General features: G+C 34.4%; 22 protein-coding genes and 1 pseudogene. All 23 read left to right on the top strand.

Annotation, left to right across the window (positions count from 1 at the left end; all coding sequences use genetic code 11):
- Nucleotides 1-7: 7 nt before the first annotated feature.
- The 23 genes and pseudogenes from ABC374_RS20020 to ABC374_RS19910 all read left to right on the top strand — a co-directional run bounded on the left by ABC374_RS20020 (nucleotide 8) and on the right by ABC374_RS19910 (nucleotide 16,718).
- Entirely contained in the window at nucleotides 8-835 is an 828-nt protein-coding gene (locus ABC374_RS20020; protein ID WP_350300051.1) for a MetQ/NlpA family ABC transporter substrate-binding protein, read from the top strand.
- Between the two features lie 324 nt (nucleotides 836-1,159).
- Nucleotides 1,160-3,046: a polymorphic toxin type 15 domain-containing protein gene (locus tag ABC374_RS20015; protein ID WP_413019539.1), complete on the top strand. Its 1,887-nt coding sequence runs from the start codon at nucleotides 1,160-1,162 to the stop codon at nucleotides 3,044-3,046.
- Between the two features lie 13 nt (nucleotides 3,047-3,059).
- Nucleotides 3,060-3,602: a T6SS immunity protein Tdi1 domain-containing protein gene (locus tag ABC374_RS20010; protein WP_350300049.1), complete on the top strand. Its 543-nt coding sequence runs from the start codon at nucleotides 3,060-3,062 to the stop codon at nucleotides 3,600-3,602.
- Nucleotides 3,603-4,372: 770 nt separating this feature from the next.
- The gene (locus ABC374_RS20005) at nucleotides 4,373-4,813 is read left to right on the top strand and encodes an HNH/ENDO VII family nuclease (protein WP_350300048.1); all 441 of its coding nucleotides are present in this window, start codon (nucleotides 4,373-4,375) and stop codon (nucleotides 4,811-4,813) included.
- A 2-nt stretch (nucleotides 4,814-4,815) separates the two neighbouring features.
- Nucleotides 4,816-5,286 carry an SMI1/KNR4 family protein gene (locus ABC374_RS20000; RefSeq protein ID WP_230160401.1) on the top strand — a complete coding sequence of 157 codons (471 nt, stop codon included), beginning with the start codon at nucleotides 4,816-4,818 and terminating at the stop codon, nucleotides 5,284-5,286.
- 1,161 nt (nucleotides 5,287-6,447) lie between these two features.
- A pseudogene (locus ABC374_RS19995) lies at nucleotides 6,448-6,874 on the top strand (T7SS effector LXG polymorphic toxin); the annotation flags it as partial.
- A gap of 3 nt (nucleotides 6,875-6,877) precedes the next feature.
- Nucleotides 6,878-7,312, top strand: a complete 435-nt coding sequence (locus tag ABC374_RS19990) for an SMI1/KNR4 family protein (RefSeq protein ID WP_350300047.1) — start codon at nucleotides 6,878-6,880, stop codon at nucleotides 7,310-7,312.
- A 2-nt stretch (nucleotides 7,313-7,314) separates the two neighbouring features.
- Nucleotides 7,315-7,659: a tRNA-Val4 gene (locus tag ABC374_RS19985; RefSeq protein ID WP_413019538.1), complete on the top strand. Its 345-nt coding sequence runs from the start codon at nucleotides 7,315-7,317 to the stop codon at nucleotides 7,657-7,659.
- 303 nt (nucleotides 7,660-7,962) lie between these two features.
- Entirely contained in the window at nucleotides 7,963-8,175 is a 213-nt protein-coding gene (locus ABC374_RS19980; RefSeq protein WP_413019537.1) for a bacteriocin immunity protein, read from the top strand.
- A gap of 128 nt (nucleotides 8,176-8,303) precedes the next feature.
- A complete protein-coding gene (locus ABC374_RS19975; RefSeq protein ID WP_413019536.1) occupies nucleotides 8,304-8,813 on the top strand; it encodes an ankyrin repeat domain-containing protein in 510 nt (169 codons plus the stop codon).
- A 601-nt stretch (nucleotides 8,814-9,414) separates the two neighbouring features.
- Nucleotides 9,415-9,969: an SUKH-4 family immunity protein gene (locus ABC374_RS19970; protein ID WP_350300043.1), complete on the top strand. Its 555-nt coding sequence runs from the start codon at nucleotides 9,415-9,417 to the stop codon at nucleotides 9,967-9,969.
- 670 nt (nucleotides 9,970-10,639) lie between these two features.
- Complete coding sequence (locus ABC374_RS19965) at nucleotides 10,640-10,825, top strand: HNH endonuclease (protein WP_350302943.1); 186 nt, start codon at nucleotides 10,640-10,642, stop codon at nucleotides 10,823-10,825.
- Entirely contained in the window at nucleotides 10,813-11,250 is a 438-nt protein-coding gene (locus tag ABC374_RS19960) for an SMI1/KNR4 family protein (protein WP_350300042.1), read from the top strand. Before ABC374_RS19965 ends, ABC374_RS19960 begins: the two co-directional genes overlap by 13 nt.
- A gap of 38 nt (nucleotides 11,251-11,288) precedes the next feature.
- Complete coding sequence (locus ABC374_RS19955) at nucleotides 11,289-11,480, top strand: RNase A-like domain-containing protein (protein WP_350302942.1); 192 nt, start codon at nucleotides 11,289-11,291, stop codon at nucleotides 11,478-11,480.
- Nucleotides 11,481-11,499: 19 nt separating this feature from the next.
- On the top strand, nucleotides 11,500-11,802 hold the full coding sequence (locus tag ABC374_RS19950; RefSeq protein ID WP_413019535.1) for a contact-dependent growth inhibition system immunity protein: 303 nt from the start codon (nucleotides 11,500-11,502) through the stop codon (nucleotides 11,800-11,802).
- A gap of 270 nt (nucleotides 11,803-12,072) precedes the next feature.
- On the top strand, nucleotides 12,073-12,354 hold the full coding sequence (locus tag ABC374_RS19945) for a hypothetical protein (RefSeq protein ID WP_350300036.1): 282 nt from the start codon (nucleotides 12,073-12,075) through the stop codon (nucleotides 12,352-12,354).
- 188 nt (nucleotides 12,355-12,542) lie between these two features.
- Complete coding sequence (locus ABC374_RS19940; RefSeq protein ID WP_413019534.1) at nucleotides 12,543-12,914, top strand: immunity 22 family protein; 372 nt, start codon at nucleotides 12,543-12,545, stop codon at nucleotides 12,912-12,914.
- Nucleotides 12,915-12,952: 38 nt separating this feature from the next.
- The gene (locus ABC374_RS19935) at nucleotides 12,953-13,408 is read left to right on the top strand and encodes a DUF4274 domain-containing protein (RefSeq protein ID WP_413019533.1); all 456 of its coding nucleotides are present in this window, start codon (nucleotides 12,953-12,955) and stop codon (nucleotides 13,406-13,408) included.
- 112 nt (nucleotides 13,409-13,520) lie between these two features.
- A complete protein-coding gene (locus tag ABC374_RS19930) occupies nucleotides 13,521-14,039 on the top strand; it encodes a SecY-interacting protein Syd (protein ID WP_413020405.1) in 519 nt (172 codons plus the stop codon).
- 118 nt (nucleotides 14,040-14,157) lie between these two features.
- Nucleotides 14,158-14,676, top strand: a complete 519-nt coding sequence (locus ABC374_RS19925; protein ID WP_413019532.1) for an ankyrin repeat domain-containing protein — start codon at nucleotides 14,158-14,160, stop codon at nucleotides 14,674-14,676.
- A gap of 167 nt (nucleotides 14,677-14,843) precedes the next feature.
- Complete coding sequence (locus ABC374_RS19920) at nucleotides 14,844-15,458, top strand: SMI1/KNR4 family protein (RefSeq protein ID WP_413019531.1); 615 nt, start codon at nucleotides 14,844-14,846, stop codon at nucleotides 15,456-15,458.
- An 88-nt stretch (nucleotides 15,459-15,546) separates the two neighbouring features.
- Nucleotides 15,547-16,002, top strand: coding sequence for an SMI1/KNR4 family protein (locus ABC374_RS19915; protein ID WP_413019530.1), 456 nt, complete (start codon nucleotides 15,547-15,549; stop codon nucleotides 16,000-16,002).
- A gap of 266 nt (nucleotides 16,003-16,268) precedes the next feature.
- Nucleotides 16,269-16,718, top strand: a complete 450-nt coding sequence (locus tag ABC374_RS19910; RefSeq protein WP_413019529.1) for an SMI1/KNR4 family protein — start codon at nucleotides 16,269-16,271, stop codon at nucleotides 16,716-16,718.
- Nucleotides 16,719-16,932: the final 214 nt, after the last annotated feature.

Genomic DNA, 16,932 nt, shown 5'->3' with positions numbered 1-16,932 from the left:
AAACATCATGAAAAAAATACTCTTTCTCATGACAGCAATTATGTTGCTTTTAGTAGGATGTGGCAAGGCGGATGAAGGAAAAGAGAAAGAAAATGCGCAGAATCAGGAGAAGGAAGAGGTAACATTGAAAGTGGCCTCACTCATTCCCCCAATGACGGAAATTCTTGAGCTTGTTAAACCAAAGCTGGCAGAGGAGGGCATTAACCTGGAAATGGTTGTATTAGGTGATAATGTGCAGCCTAACACCGCACTAGCGGCAAAAGAAGTGGATGTGAACTTCTTCCAGCACGTTCCTTATATGGAGGAATTCAATCGAAACAAAAATGCCGAGCTTGTACCTGTGAAACCCATTTATTTTGCCAATTATGGTGTGTATTCCAAAGAATACGATTCAATGGATAAATTGCCAGAGGGTGCCGTTATTGCCATTGCAAATGATGTGTCGAATATTGATCGTTCATTGGCATTGCTAGCACAGCATAAAGTTATTACTTTAAAGGAAAAAAAGGGTCCATACTATACAATGTCTGATATTACCGAGAACCCTAAAAACTATCAGTTTAAAGAAGTGGATTTATTAATGCTAGCGAGAACGTATGATGAAGCAGATGCGATCGTGATAACACCGGCTTACGCTGCACCGCTTGGTTTGACACCAAAAAATGACGCTCTTCTCACAGAAGGTGTTGAAAATGACTTTGCGATTACATTAGTGGCACGCAAGGATAACGTGGATTCTGAGCCAGTCCAAAAGTTGGCCAAGGCCATGACAAGCCCGGAGGTACGCAAATTTTTAGAAGAGAAATATAGTGAAACGGCCATACCGGCCTTTTAATTTTGATACAAGGAAAGGGCTATTCCTTCAACAGGAATAGCCCTTATTTACGCATCAGTTTAACTTTGCCAATTTTGTGGCTCCTGGACAGCCCATTTTTGTTCAATATTACAAAGCTTAAAGAAATATTCTATTAGCCTATCCTCTTTATACTAAAAACTATTTCCTTCATTATTAATCCGTTTAGTAAAAAGTCCCCTCATTTCTTGAATAAATATAGAAACTCTTCTAAAATATATTTAGTCCATAATTTTACAGTTGCTAAAAATATTTCATCCAAATGATATTTAGTTATAAGAAAAGAAGTTGAAAGGACTTTCCATTATGTCTATGATTTACGAATCTCAAACACTAGTTTCTGCCATGCAAACGCGTGTCGGACAATATAAAGACCTAAAAGAACAGCTCACGGAATTGAAAAAAGGATTTGAGAGTATCGTTCATTTGGAAGATGAGCTGCAGGGGCAAGGCGCCGAGGCCATTAAAGGGTTTTACAAAGCACAGATCGATGTCGTGGATTCTTGGCTGCGCCTGATCAATCGGCATGTTGCCTTTTTAAGTGGAATTCAAGGAGATACAATCGAAGCGAACCTTAGTGAAACCGTGGTCACGGTTCCTTTTTTAGAGGAAGAGCTGGAAAGCGCCAGTCGAAATTCCAAGGAAATGGTCACAGCCCAGAAAAATGATCTGAAAAAAATATTTGCGGGAATTGATGATATCATTCAGTTAGAGCCCTTTTCTGACGATGCGTTCTTTGAAAATATCGAGAAGGCTGAAACGAAACGGACCCAAACGATAGACAAAGTAAACGAGATCGATCATAAGTGGACGACTGAATATGCCAAATCCGAAGAGGACCAAGCGGCAGTGACGGCACTCATGGAGCAACTGAAAATATCCAGTACAAGGGGAGGAGAAGTATCCCCGCTCTATTTTAATGCAGCAGCTTATAAAAATAGTGAAGCCTATAAAAACCTAGAAGTAAGGAAAAAAGAAACCGCGCAATATCTCAAGGTTAAGAAAGAAGAAGCGGAGAATCGCCGGATCAAAGACTTGAAGGCGCAACTCGATCATGTAACAGATCCGGATGAGTTCCTCAAAATCGCCAAGCAAATCGGGTACGAAAACTTAGCGCCCACCCAGCAGCAATATGTCATACAGCTAGAAGCATCCAAGCAAACCGCAGACATTGCAAAAGGAATTGGCGTAGGCCTGTATGATGTAGGTAAAGACTTTGTGACAGGAGTTTGGGACTTTGTCACAGATCCTGGCGAAACGGTTGAAGGCGTAGCAAATTCAATCATGCACCCGATAAAAACCTATAAATATTTTTCAAAAGCAATATCTGATTCATATGAGCGGGATATGGTAAATGGAGATGCCTATTCGCGGTCTCATTGGGTAACTTATGCCCTCGGAACAGTCGTCACATCTTTAGTAGGAACAAAAGGCGCAGGTGCTGTAGCGAAGACTGGGGCGACTACTACAAAAGCCGCTGCAGTAAATGGCGTTACGAAAGCAAAAGAACTTATCTCTATCCCTAACCTATTACCATACAATCCAAAAAACCAACTGTCGTTGGCAGGTGGAGTACCTTATAATGTGGTTAATGGTGCAGGGTTGAAGGATCAGTTGATTTCAATGGCGAGAGTGGAGTATGAAATTAGTGGTAAGGGAACGGTTAAGGATAGTAAGGAAGTTAAAGATTTAGATACTGTACCAAGAATTAGAGAAATTGAGGTAAACTTTAACTATAAAACTAAATTTGATTCAGAGGAATTTGCAAGGCAGTTAAAAGATCAAGAAAAGGGTATGAACGAACTAACTGTATATGAATACCAACAAAATCGAAAGCGATTTATTGATGAAGGTAGAGCAATAGAGAGTAATGCAGCTCAACAAGCTGCTAGGGAAGAAGCTTATGTACAAAAGATAAATGAACTACAAAGAGAAGGACTAACTCTTTCTCAGGCTAAGAAAGAAGCCAAGGGATGGTTAGATACTCAGGCTGCACTGCATAATCCTGACCAGATAGCGGGTGGAAAAGCAGAGGTAATTGGGGGAATGGGAGATAAGAAAATTAATTCTTCTATAGGTAGTCAATGGCGATATAGAATTGATATTGTAGATGAACAAATTAATGGATTAGCAAAGAACATGACACAAGAACAACGGAAAAATACGTATTTAAATGTAAAGTTAACAAATTAGAGGAGGAGTTTGAATGGATAAGTATTTAACGGATTTTAAGTTACATAATAAAGTTCCGAATGAAATTATCGAAAAATATAAACATGTAGTTCCAGAAGAAATGGTGAATTTATGGAAAGACTATGGGTTTGGAACGTTTATGCAAGGGTATTTTAAAAGTGTAAATCCAGAAGAATTTCAAGAAGTTTTAGAAGATAGTAGTGAAAGGTATAAAAATTCAATAGTATTGTTTGCTACTGGCATGGGGGATTTGGTTATTTGGTCAGATGGATATGTTAGATTACTTAATTACAGGTACGGTAAGGTAAAGACTATTATGTTTACATTTGAGTTTTTCTTCCAAAATATTGCTGACTTAGAATTCAGAGATGAAGATTTATCTTGGCAACCTTATCCAGAAGCAATAAAACAATACAATGAGTTGGAGTATGATGAATGTTTTGGTTATACACCGCTATTAGGTCTGGGTGGAGCAGAAAAAGTAGAGAACTTAAAAAAGGTTAAATTAAAAGAACATATCCTCATTATTACTGAATTTATGGGACCAGTTCAATAGTAAAGTAAGGCATGTGCAGATAATTGAAAAGCAAAGCATATGAGAAGGGGACAGAAAAAGAAAAGGTCATTTTGAAGAATTGACTTCATGATGGTTTACCATCATAAGCTCTTGTTTGTACTACCATCTCATGACACAATAAAATAAGACATACGAGTTTAGGCGAGAAATGATGCATTAGTCAATGAAGAGGGTAATGCAAATTTATATCAGTGGATCGACAAAAAGTAGTTGTGAAAATAATAAATGAAAATATTAAAGAATTGATTAAATTATGCAGAAGATATGATCGTGAAATGCCAACAGAAATTAATTGTTTATGATGTACAAGCAAATAAACTAGCGGCGGATTATAAATATGATCATGTACATACAAATGATTCTAATAAAACTGCAAGTTCTATTGCTAGGATATGGTTTGAACAAATCAAGAATGCAAATAATTAATATAAAAAAGATTAAACTAATTAGCTAATGAACCATGATTGAGTGTTCGTCACTCAGTCAAGGTTTTTTTTTTGAACTCTAAAACCGATTCCTTACACATAAGAACGTCCTAAAATCAAAAGTGAGACATTAAAACGCAAACTAAGAACTTACTCCTCATGTATTCGCGAACTCACTAGGTATCCTATGCCCTTGGAATAGTCGTCACATCAGTAGTATGAACAAAAGGCGTGTCGAAGGCAAAAGGATTAGCCTTAATTCCTAATCTATTGCCATACAATCCTAAAAACCAACTGTCGTTGGCAGGGGGAGTACCTTATAATGTGGTTAATGGTGCAGGGTTGAAGGATCAGTTGATTTCAATGGCGAGAGTGGAGTATGAAATTAGTGGTAAGGGTATAGGTAATGGTTATAATTATTGGAATAAAACAACTGAATTTAAAAATGTGAAAGTTTACCAAAGAGATGATATTATAGATCCAAATATGAAAGACGCACGAGGAAGAACTAATCTTGAGAGAATGAAAAAGGGATTGGCTCCACTTGGACCAGATGGAAAGTCTATAAATCTTCATCACACGACACAGAGAAATGAGAGTTCAATAGCAGAGGTTACACAGACGTTTCATAAAGAAAATAGTTCTATAATTCATATCAATCCTAACACTATACCTTCGGGAATAAATAGAGCTGAATTTAATAAATGGAGAAGTGAATACTGGAAAAACAGAACCAAGGATTTTAAATTAGAAAATGGGGGATGAAAATGAGTGTTGAAGCTTATCAAGAAGCAAAACAAATAATATTGAATGATGATGATATTGCTGACTTTATTGGAGGTCGTTCAACTGAATTAATAAATTTGGCTGAAGAAAAGTTAGGATTAAGGTTTACTGGTTTATATTTAGATTATTTACAGACATTTGGTGCAGGTAACTTCGGAGCCCAAGAGATTTACGGAATTATTAGTGTTGATTTTGAGAACTCTTCTGTTCCAGACGCCATATGGTATACTTTAACAGAACGAAAAGAAATTAATCTTCCTAGTAACCTCTTGGTTATTTATGATACTGGAAGTGATGAACTTTTTTGTTTAGACTTTAATCAACTTGATGATAAAGGAGAACCTAAAGTAGTTTCATTTGTACCTGGAGTTGAGTTAGAAAGTCAAATATATGAAATAATTGCTAATGACTTTGGGGATTTTTTATTAGATTTAGTTAAGCAAGAAATATAAATACGCACAAGAACCTTGACTGGCTGCTAGCCTATCAAGGTTTCTTTTTATGTTTGGCTACCCAGTGCCGAATAAACCGCTCTTTATCCAGATAGTAGAGATATCCCTTGTAAGTCCTATATGATGTTAGGCCAATTTATATAGTGCGTACAAATCATTTTAAAATGTATGTACTAATTTACTTCTTATCACCATTTCCATCTTTGAATAGTTTACCTTTGCTTTCCCTTGCCTATTAAAATTTTTCACATCTTTTACGTAAATAGAACGATTACTATGGCGAGAGGCTATTTAACCTCTATTAACATCCGAATGTCGATGTCCAACACTTTGCATACTGTTTTCTAATGTTGATGAGTATCCAGTACAAGGGGAGGAGAAGTATCCCCGCTCTATTTTAATGCAGCAGCTTATAAAAATAGTGAAGCCTATAAAAACCTAGAAGTAAGGAAAAAAGAAACCGCGCAATATCTCAAGGTTAAGAAAGAGGAAGAGGAGAATCGTCGGATCAAAGACTTGATGGCACAACTCAATCATGTAACAGATCCAGATGAGTTCCTCAAAATCGCCAAGCAGATCGGGTATGAAAACTTAGCGACCACCCAGCAGCAATATGTCATGCAGCTAGAAGCGTCCAAGCAAACCGCAGACATTGCAAAAGGAATCGGCGTAGGCCTTTATGATGTAGGAAAAGACTTCGTGACAGGAGTTTGGGATTTTGTAACAGATCCTGGCGAAACGGTTGAAGGCGTAGCAAATTCAATCATGCACCCGATAAAAACCTATAAATATATATCCAAGTCCATCTCCGACTCATATGAAAGAGATATGGTTAATGGCGATGCCTATTCGCGGGCACATTGGGTATCCTATGCCCTCGGAACAGTCGTCACATCAGTAGTGGGGACAAAAGGAGCGGGAGCCGTATCGAAGACTGGGGTAGCCACTACAAAAGCGGCAGCAATAAAAGGCGTTACAAAGGCAAAAGAATTAGCCTCAATTCCCAATCTATTACCTTACAATCCTAAAAACCAACTGTCGTTGGCAGGGGGAGTACCTTATAATGTGGTTATTGGTACGGGGTTGAAGGATCAGTTAATTTCTATGGCGAAAGTGGAGTCGGAAGTTAGTGGTAGGGGTACGGGTATAACTGTTAAAGTAGATTTTGATTTAATATAAAAAATATATTAGAGATATAGAACTACGAACAGGCAAAGAGTTACCTAAAAATCAGAAAGAAAAATTGAAGGAAGCGTTAAGAAATAGAGAATATGTAAAGTTATCACCTGCTGAAACAAGAAAACATCGACGAGTATTTAATAAAGTTAAAGATAAGCTGATTGAGGAGTGGGAAATAAATACTGGACAAAAATGGCCGACTTATACTGAAGATGTTATTTCAGAGAAGACCGGTGAACCAATTCGAAGAAAAGGAGATAAATATGATGCTCATCATATAATTGAGAATAGTTTCCAAGGAGAACATGAATGGAGGAATATACATCCTGCAAAATTTCCAAACGAACACCAATCCGGTATCCATGGTATTGGCTCTCCAGCCAATGAATTATTTAAAGGAGGTAAGTAATTAATGAGATTTGATTTTATTAAGAATCAAGATGGTAATCAGTTTTTCCCAGTAAGTGAAAAAGAAATTGAAGAAGTTGAAACAACCTTAGGACTAAAATTCCCTTGTGATTTAAGAGAATTTCTTATAGAAGTTGGTTATGGTTTTCTTAGAAAATCTGAATATAATATCAATCGGATTATGGGACCCGCTTCTATAAGAGATGCTAGATTAAAAGTTAATGATTTTGAATTTGTTCCAGATATAGAATTATATGAAGAACTTGAGGAGGATAAATTAATTTTTTTTGAAGCAAATGAAAGTGCCTTGTTACTTATTGAATTAGGTGACGAAAAACATAATTCTATTTATTACGACGAGATAAAAATAGCTGATTCTTTTGAAGAATTTTTAAGAAAAATTATGGATGACGATAAATATTATATCGATATAGATTAAAAATGGAATATTCGCATGAATTTAAAAGAAACCCATTAGGATATCTAAGAATAATCCTACCACAAGAAATTAACCTTTTCTCAGACTTCATTGAAGATATTGTATTTGAAACAGAAGTGGATGAGTATATTGATATTGTTGAGAAAGTAATGGAAGGTGAATACGATGAATTTGAAATAGGAGGGAATGCTACCAGTGTCTTGATAAAAAAAGATACAACGGTTCTTCATCACTTTTATATCTTCGATAAGCCAAATGAGAATGAAATGGAAACTGAACAATTTAAAGAACTTATGCTAATATGGAGAAACAAAATTCCCGAAAGATACAAAGAACCAGAGAAATAGGTTTTATAGATCTAGATAAAGTAATGGGGTATCCAAAATAAAAGTTGGTTCTATCTTTTATATTAGAAAAAAAATAATACAACTTTATGTAATCCCATATCCTCTAAACGAAAAAGCTCAAAAACATTACTCATAAAGCGAAGATTGCGATTGTCCAACTAGTTTAATTCTCTTCTAGCCGAATATATCTCCCTTGAGTCCTCCATGTACCTGGTTATATCATGAGCATGTGGTATTCTAAATATTTTAGACCCTGCTTATCATTTTGGAAAGAAAGGGCAGTAATTAAGGGGAGGCAGAAAAATGAGTAAAAAGTTATCCAAAGAGGAATTAGTTGAATTAGTAAATAAAATATGTAATCCTAAGCTTTCTGATGAAGAAGTGAGTGCATACATAGAAATTTTTGAAAACAATGTTCCTCATCCAGCCCCTAGTGACTTAATTTTTTGGAATGATGAGGATTTATCACCAGTGGAAGTAGTAGAGATTGCCTTAGCATATATTGAAGAAAAATGATTGTATTTAGATCACGTAGTAGAACCTTGAATGGCTATTTATCATTTAAGGTTTCTTTTGGTTGATATGCTTAAGCTACTAGGTGAAGAAGTAGCATCAATGAAATAAAGATATTTTTGGAGGATACTATGGATAATAAGGAAAAAGCAATAAAAATTTATGATTTAATTAAGAATGGTGATATAGAACAAGCGAAAGAGATCATTATTACTGATAAAAGTTTGCTTGATTTTGTAACGCCTTTTGGAACGTGGCTACATGTTGCAGCTAGAGCTGGTAAACTGGATATGATTAAATTTCTAGTTGAATCTGGTATGGATATTAACATAAACAAAGGTGTTCCAAAGTCAGCGACTATTGCACATGCAGCTAGTGAAGGTGAAATTAGTATTGTAGAGTACTTATTTGATAATGGTGCAATATTAGATGTTAGTGACCCAAATAGAAATCCTCTATTCTCAGCGATTTATGGTGGGCACCTTGATATTGTAAAGTATCTTGTTCAAAATGGTATTGATATTACTGTTAAATATACAGGGGATACTATGAAAGATATGGGAGCTTATGAATTTGCTATTGAAAGAGGGCAAACAGAAATTGCTGAATATTTAAAGCGGAAGATAGATGAAAAAGAATAGAAAAGAGACTTTTTAGTTAATGTAATTGCTATTGGATAGTACAATAAAATGGTTACAATGACTTTATAAGTTATTCTATCAAGAACCGGATGAAAGCACTTGGTTGCCTTTTAGGAAACAGGTGCTTTTTCGCCTTTAATACCAAATGTTTAAAAAAGGAATTTTGAGCTGCGTGTAGCGATGGATGAAAATCACGCTTCTGTAGTGCCGACCCTTATGAGTAGGGCCTTTCGATCGCCAATAAATAAAGACCTTTGAAAAAGCAGCCTCCAAGACTGGAGGGAAATCATCATTCTTGGAGGTTATTGTGATGCGTTCGATTAAGGCAAATTAACGATCCAACGTACAAAAACTCGTATGATACAACGAAAATTACTCCTGAAACTGATGATTATTGGAAACAAGCTAATCGATAGCTACGGTTCCACAATCATTGCATAAAGGCTATAGAGGAATACACAATTTTGAGAAAGAACACAATATTAGGGGGAACGACCCGTTGACTGAAATGGGAGAAGTATTTACGTCTGAAAAGAAACCATAAAGTTATTACAAGCAATCAACTGAAGTAAATTATTAATAAATAGTGGAGGTATAAAATATGATTTCGCCACAGGAGTTTTTGGACAAATGGAATAGTGACACCTATGGTTTGGTTAATTATGATGAATCTAATATTAATTCATTTTCCTTAACTAATGAAACCAAAAGTTTTTTAATTAAAGCAGGGTTACCTGAGTCTGCTCCACCTTTTCTAACATTCGAATCTTCAACCAACGGTGGGGGGATTAGACTAACCGAAAAAAATAATAGTTTAGGAAAAATGTATGATAGGTTTATATATTTAGGGTATACTGGTAGCGGATATCCAGTGTGTATTAATGAATCTAACTCTGAGGTCGTATATATTGATTATGATAATGAAAATAATAGTGTATTAATAAATGCTACAATAGCAAATTTTGCAGAGTCTTTGCTTCTCTATGTAGAATTTATAAAAAAGGTTAAAGCTGTTAATGGAAGAAGAGCCTATCTTGAAAAAAATACAACTAAAGAGTTGTTAGACTGGATTTCCAAGAGCTTTCATCAAATTGACGCTGTTTCTTTAACTCAAGGTGGGTTCTGGGAAGAAGAACTTGTCAGCTTTAGTGAATAAAATATATAGGGTAATATTACATTTAATATTATAGATACAGAAGAATATTTTCAGATGTATGAAAACCTTGATCGGCTAACGCTATTCAAGGCTTCTTTATGGGGGTCTAGTGCCGAACGAACTGCTTTTTGTTTAGAGAACAGAGGTAACCCTTGTAATCGCTATACTATGTTATATGAAATTACAAAGTGTATACAATCTACTTTAAAACGTATGTCCTATTAACCGCTTGTCATATGCAGTTAATACCAAAATATGACCAATTACCACCATGTCTATTCTCCAAAATCCTACTTTCGCTTTCTCCCTGCCATTTATTATTTTTCGCAACTTTTACGTACATACAACGATTACTATTGCAAGATGTAATTGCAGATGGCAAACATCAAGCCATTTTATAACGGTTAAAGATAGAGAATGGATAGGCTTTCGTACCCTTGCGAGTCCCTAGAGACTAACTCTCGACCTAAGGTTGCCGAAATTCTCTGTCTTACTTTATCAGTTTAAACTAAAATAAGGGTGAGGTTTTCTGAAGAGAAGAGATACGTATATTTATATAGAGACCAGATTTACACAAGTTCCAACATACAGCGGTGATATTGGATTGTTGGTTTGAGAAGCTAGGTGAAATGACCAAAATAAACAATCCATAATCCAAGTTTATTAGAATATTGATCCACCAATAAGAGATATTAGGAAGCCACCAGAAGGTTATACTTGGCATCATCATGGAGATGGAAAAACTATGATGCTAGTAGATGAAGACATTCACAGAGAGTTTAGACACATTGGTGGTCATCAAAAATTAATGGGGAAAATAAGTAAGGATATAGGAGTGAGAGCATGGCAAAAATGATTAGTGAAAATCCAAAGATTTCTTTACAAGATATAAAACAATTTGAACAAGAGTATGATGTTACGCTACCTAAACAATATGTTGATTTTCTACTAGAATACAATGGAGGATATCCTCAAGAATCTAGCTTTAAAATCTCTGATGATGAAGGAGAAAGTTTAGTCAATAAGTTTTATGGGATTAGGGATATGAAAAGTAATTTAGGTAAAGTTTTTGAGGTTTTAGAAGGAGAAATACCAGAAGATTTTATTTCAATTGCTAATGATCCAGGAGGAAATGAGATTCTATTAGGGGTTAGTGGAGAGTATCAGGGAAAGGTATATTTTTGGTTTCATGATATAGAACTAGAGGACGAAATGGGGAATATGTTTATCCTCGCAGATAGTTTTGATGAGTTCTTAAATAACTTATATGTATCTGAATAATGATACTCATAGAGAGCTACATTTAACTGGATTAAGCAATCCTAGATTTTTTATCTTGGCAGAGTAATCCTAAAAGCAAGTCAAACTTAGTCTTGACTGATGAAGGAACCGAAGTCATTGGACGTGGTGTGAAAAGAGGCTATACAACTGTTGAAAATATGACAAATACTAGAATTATCTTGAAAAAGGATGGAGAAGGGAATTATATTCTAACTGGTTATCCAAATTAATACTAAAGGATGAGATGTTATGTTGTCTTCTAACAAACTAGAAGAACCTGCTTTTCAGTTCTTGGCTGGAACTTTTCATCAGGATATTGAATCTCCAGAAGAGGCATTAGAAGAGTTATTAACTGAGGAAAGTAAAGAGTATCTGGAATCCGCTATTGTCTTTTTAACAGATTTTATTGGAAGTGAGTATTCTGATATCGAAAAGAATGAATACGTTCAATCTTGTGCAGATGGTGTGTACTTTCCCGCTCTTGGTTTAGAACCACTTCAGTGGCTCTATCAAGTAATTGAACAAATAAAAGAAGCTGTTAAAACAAAATAGACTTATTATGAGGAAAAACTTGATTGGCTAAAAGCCTTTCAAGGTTTTTCTTTTGTATGGGGCTACCTGTGCCGAGTAAACAGCTTTTTATACAGAGAATAAGAATAAATCGCTTTAATCCCTATATGATGTTTTACCAAATAATATAGTACCTACAACAACAATAAATGATTCTTCTTCTGAATTCTGGAAGAAAAGAGCGTTTACTTTTTTAAGTAAGAGGAGAAGTTCCTAGCAAGTTTATATTAATTTCTCCAAAGGAGTGAGGTTATGTTCTTATATTTCCGTAATGAATGTTTGGGTGAAATACAGAATGATAATAAAGAAGGCGTGTGGTTTTATGGATCTATCATAGCCAATGAAAATATAATAAAGTATAAAGATTTTTTAACGGCACTTGTTAATGAGGAGAAAGAATTCAAGGAAGGTAGTTTTAGTGAAGAATGGCTTAACGATGATAATTGGTTTATTGTTGATGAGCATCAAAATAAAAAGGGAATATATTTACCGGCAATACATGAAGATGGGGAGATAAATTGGCGGTATAGATAAATTGCAATTTGCCTTGAAAAGCGTAGGTCTTCAAGGCTTTTCTGATAATATTTTAAAGGTAACTAAACAGCTATTAAACATCACATATAAAGCACAGACTCTATAATACTTTTATTAAAAGGCTAACTATGTATATCGAAGGCGGTACTTCATCTTTACCATAAGGTCTTAAATTAGGAGGTTTAATAATGGAAAAACAAGGACTAGTTTCTATATGGTTAGGTAATATCAAAAATGAAAACTCTATAGAAGAATATGTGGATTTAAAATATGATGAAGATGGGGAGTCTGTTCCTTCTAAATTTTTTATGGATTTTAATATTGATATGGATGATACTGACGAGGATTTTATTGAAAAAGAAGTATTAGAAAATAGTAATGATATTTCTATATTGTTAGAAGGCTGTTCATATGAAGAAATTATAATCCCTAAAATTAATAAACACTTTAATTTAACAAAGTCATATAATGCTGTAATTCTAATTTATAATTTTGAGTATGATAATAAAATTAATTCAATAGGTGAGTTTGATTTTATCACTTCTATTAGTTATGTATAATAGTAATTTTAAAATTATTGAAATTAAGGTGAGTTACTGTGGATAAGAAAGATATTAGTTTCCTTGAACAACTACTTTATGATACAGATAAAGAAATAATAATCAATGAGTTAACGAATATAGATAACCCTTTATTTCTTCATTTTTTTGCTGCAAATTATAATTGGAATAGTGGATTTGATGTACCAAGCGATATTTTAGAAAACGAGGCTTGTGATTTAGGTACCGGTTTACTAATGTTTCATTATGCAGACGGCTATCGGATGTTAGAAAATTCAGAGGAAGTTTCAAGTTCTTCGTTAGAGGAATGGAAAGGTTTTTTGAATAAGATTCACAATAAACTTATAAACTTTGAATTTAAATCTCAGAATATTTCCTTTGACCCTGAATTAACTAAAATTCAAAAGTATAAGTTGAAAAAGAATAACCCAAACATTCCTGATATTCTTATTAATAAATCACCAGGCGAAGTGGTTGACGTTCCTAAAATATAATGTAAATGTTTTAAACCTTGATTGGCTTAAGCTTTTCAAGGTTTTTTATGTCTTATAATTGGTTTAATAAAGTTAAACGAAAAGGGTGATATCTTTGTCTATTAAGAAATCAATGGGCCAATACTTCAGAATGAGACATGAGCTTGCGGATGAAGGAATGGACTTCTTATTTAAGGCTCCAGTGACTGAAGAGCTTAATTCAATAATTTATGAAGGTGAACTTGACGAAGAAGATTATATTACATGGAAACCTGTAGAAAAAACTACTTCACATGACTTAAAGGAGTTAGAAGAGAACTTAGGGGTGGGATTCCATAAATCAATTATTGAATATTTTAATTCGTATTGGTTCGCTAATTTAGACGGATTTTTAAATGATTTCTATATTAAATTAGATGCGGTTTTGCCAAACTTCGAGTTTGATTCATTCCGAGGGACCTTAGAGGGGTATAAGAGCAATCATAACAATAAACTAGAAAATATCCCTTTAGGTATCGAAGGGAATGGTTTGTTAGTGGTAATTGATAATGAGAACGGTAAAGTAAAGTTAGAGGATTTCGAAAGGAATTCATTTGAGGTTATATCAGAAAGTATTGAATCATTAATTTCTAAACTAAGAATAAAAAGATAGTCGGAATTGACATTTGATAAAACCGAGGTGGTTCTATCAGAAAAGAACAATGGTGGGTGCAGGTCTTTGATGATATTTTGAAATACTAGAATACCTTGTAAATAAAGGAGAAACTAAAATGGATAAAACTCAAATTGCGAAAGACGTTAGAGGTGCCATAAAAAGTGACCAATTGGATACGTTAAGAGATTTACTTGAAAAAGAACCAGAAATGTTAACAGTGATGACACCCTTTGGTACATGGTTACATATAGCAGCAGCTTATGGGCGTTTAGAAATAATAGAATATCTTATTAATGCCGGGATAGATATTAATGCACAGGGTGGAACTTTTTCTGCAAATGCCCTTGAAAGAGCAGCTACAAAAGGGCATTTAGATATTGCCGAATTTCTCATTAACCAGAATATTGAGATTGATACAAGTGAACCAGATAGAAATCCTCTGTTTGCTGCAATATATGGCGGTCATTTTGAGATAGTTAAATTGTTAGTTGAGAATAATATAGATATATCCATAAAATACTCTGGTGACAACATGAAAGATATGGATGCTTATGCATTTGCTATTGAAAGAGGGCAAACAGAAATTGCTGAATATTTAAAGCGGAAAATCGATCAGATGGGGACTTCAAGTTAGTTTATGATAGCTAAAAGGTTAGTAGTCAAAAACAGGCGAAAAATTGGCTAAGAGAAAAAGGTCTGACATCCCACCATGCAGAAGATATTACTATACAGTTAATCCCTACAAAGTTACTTGAAAATCACCACTGTGCTGCATCAGGTTTAAGAGGAGGGTTTTAATTTTTGGGTAACAAGTATATAGATCAAATAGAAAATAAATTAAACGCCTTAAATATTAAGAAACAAGAATTCACTTCTTTAAGTTCAAGAGAAAATCAGGTTAAGAAGTTAGAAAAGATGTATGATATTTACATTCCAAAAGATTATAAGGAGTTTCTTCTTAACTATGATGAAACTTTTTTTGACAATGAGGTAACGTATAAACCGATTGAGACATCACCTTGGACATCTAAGGAGGGAACTCAAGTATTTGAAGGTTTTTATGGATTATCTAGTGAAAATAATTTATTCGACAAAATCAAAGATTATTTAAATCGGATGCCAGATTGTATGATTCCAATTGGGGAAAGTCCAGGAGGAAATGTAATATGCATAGGAGTAAGGGGAAGTTATATAGGTAAAGTTTACTTCTGGAACCATGAAAATGAACGTGAAGCTAAAATAATGGCAGGAATAGATGTTGCTTCAGATGACATTAACTCATATTGGGAAAATATACATCTTGTATCGGAAACATTCTTAGGTTTTTTAAGTGACTTAGAATTAATTAATGAAACTGAGAAGCTGGACGTTGATGGCGTAGAGTTGTGGCTAGATGATGAATTATTAGATGATTAAATTGTTTTTATTATTATGTTTACCTTTTTGATGGATAGCACCACCTTATAAATGAAAGGACTAAATACAATATTAGTAGGTGATATTGGTGAAATATTCAGCTGTACAGGAATTCATTAAGCAGTATGGCAAAGATGATGATTTTACAGGTGGAGTAAGTGAAGACAAAGTAAAAGAAACTGAAAATAAATTACAGATCCCACTTCCGGCTAGCTACAAGTGGTTTTTAAGGAACTATGGCGCAGGCGGGATTTTTGGTGTAGATATAATAGGTTATGATTTAGTAGGTCCATCAGTAGTGGATGCCACTCGAGATTATCAGAAATATTATAAGTTAATTGCCGGGATAGTGGTTATAGAAAATGTTGATCAATTTGCCTACTGTCTCGATACAAATAAAATGAAAAATGGAGAATGCCCAGTGATTCTTTGGGATAACCAAGAAGGATATGGTTTTACCGCTGCGGATAATTTCCTGGATTATTTAATCGAAAGTCTTGAAGAGGCAAAAGAGAACTGGGATGAAGATGAAAAAGATTGGTGAAAGCTATTTATCTTGCTTTGTTATAAAGAAGAAGAGAAAATTAATTAGATTTATCGTATTCCCATAGCCAACCGGAAAAAAGGAACAAAATAACTCATAGAGACTTTTTGACAGAAGTTTGGAGTTTTATCTCAAATCCTGAGGTAACTACTGCAAAAAGCTGCTGCAGTAAAAGGCTTTACGAAGGCAAAAGTATTAGTGTCAATGCCTAATCTATTGCCTTACAATCCTAAAAACCAACTATTGTTGGCAGGGGGGAGTACTAAATGAATAAAGAGGAATTAACAAATTTCATTAATGAACATAAGGAATCAGATGACTTTACAGGTGGAATAGCAGAAAGCCGAATCAATGTAGTCCAAAATCAGCTAGGGGTGGAATTACCAGAGAGTTATAAGTGGTTTTTAACGACCTATGGTTCTGGTGGTGCATTTGGTGTTGATATTTTAGGCGTGGCTAAGTCGTATAGAGCTCCATTTGTAGTTAACACGAAGAGTTATAGAGATTTAGGATTGGATAAGAATTTAGTAGTTATTGAAGATGCTGGAGAATATGTTTATTGTTTATATACAAGCAAAATGGAGAATAATGAGTGCCCAGTAATAGCGTGGAATAGACTAGGGGGACTTGATGACTGCAATACAGCAAAGAACTTTTATGAGTTTTTATCACAAAGGTTATTGAATGCAAAAGAAGCATGGGAAGAAGATTTTTAAAATAGTCATCAATGATTTTTATAACGATATTTTATTTATAAAAATAAGCACGATAATTTGGTGAGATGCCAGAAATATTTCAAGGATAAATTCCAGGAGGACCTCGATGATATCAGTCGAGGTTTTTTTATAACTTATATAGAGTTGTAAAATTGCCCGAAGTAACGACACAGTTTACATGGGATTGAAGCACTTAGGAATGTTGTTGATAATA

Origin of the sequence: Peribacillus phoenicis (genome assembly GCF_047238085.1) — a bacterium.
Lineage (GTDB): Bacteria > Bacillota > Bacilli > Bacillales > DSM-1321 > Peribacillus.
The sequence above is the reverse complement of the archived record's forward strand: the minus strand, read 5'-3'. Positions and strand labels throughout refer to the sequence as shown.

Coding starts and splice junctions, on each gene's coding strand:
- ABC374_RS20020 (WP_350300051.1), top strand. CDS start 8: ATGAAAAAAATACTCTTTCTCATGACAGCAATTATGTTGCTTTTAGTA.
- ABC374_RS20015 (WP_413019539.1), top strand. CDS start 1,160: ATGTCTATGATTTACGAATCTCAAACACTAGTTTCTGCCATGCAAACG.
- ABC374_RS20010 (WP_350300049.1), top strand. CDS start 3,060: ATGGATAAGTATTTAACGGATTTTAAGTTACATAATAAAGTTCCGAAT.
- ABC374_RS20000 (WP_230160401.1), top strand. CDS start 4,816: ATGAGTGTTGAAGCTTATCAAGAAGCAAAACAAATAATATTGAATGAT.
- ABC374_RS19990 (WP_350300047.1), top strand. CDS start 6,878: ATGAGATTTGATTTTATTAAGAATCAAGATGGTAATCAGTTTTTCCCA.
- ABC374_RS19985 (WP_413019538.1), top strand. CDS start 7,315: ATGGAATATTCGCATGAATTTAAAAGAAACCCATTAGGATATCTAAGA.
- ABC374_RS19980 (WP_413019537.1), top strand. CDS start 7,963: ATGAGTAAAAAGTTATCCAAAGAGGAATTAGTTGAATTAGTAAATAAA.
- ABC374_RS19975 (WP_413019536.1), top strand. CDS start 8,304: ATGGATAATAAGGAAAAAGCAATAAAAATTTATGATTTAATTAAGAAT.
- ABC374_RS19970 (WP_350300043.1), top strand. CDS start 9,415: ATGATTTCGCCACAGGAGTTTTTGGACAAATGGAATAGTGACACCTAT.
- ABC374_RS19960 (WP_350300042.1), top strand. CDS start 10,813: ATGGCAAAAATGATTAGTGAAAATCCAAAGATTTCTTTACAAGATATA.
- ABC374_RS19950 (WP_413019535.1), top strand. CDS start 11,500: ATGTTGTCTTCTAACAAACTAGAAGAACCTGCTTTTCAGTTCTTGGCT.
- ABC374_RS19945 (WP_350300036.1), top strand. CDS start 12,073: ATGTTCTTATATTTCCGTAATGAATGTTTGGGTGAAATACAGAATGAT.
- ABC374_RS19940 (WP_413019534.1), top strand. CDS start 12,543: ATGGAAAAACAAGGACTAGTTTCTATATGGTTAGGTAATATCAAAAAT.
- ABC374_RS19930 (WP_413020405.1), top strand. CDS start 13,521: ATGGGCCAATACTTCAGAATGAGACATGAGCTTGCGGATGAAGGAATG.
- ABC374_RS19925 (WP_413019532.1), top strand. CDS start 14,158: ATGGATAAAACTCAAATTGCGAAAGACGTTAGAGGTGCCATAAAAAGT.
- ABC374_RS19910 (WP_413019529.1), top strand. CDS start 16,269: ATGAATAAAGAGGAATTAACAAATTTCATTAATGAACATAAGGAATCA.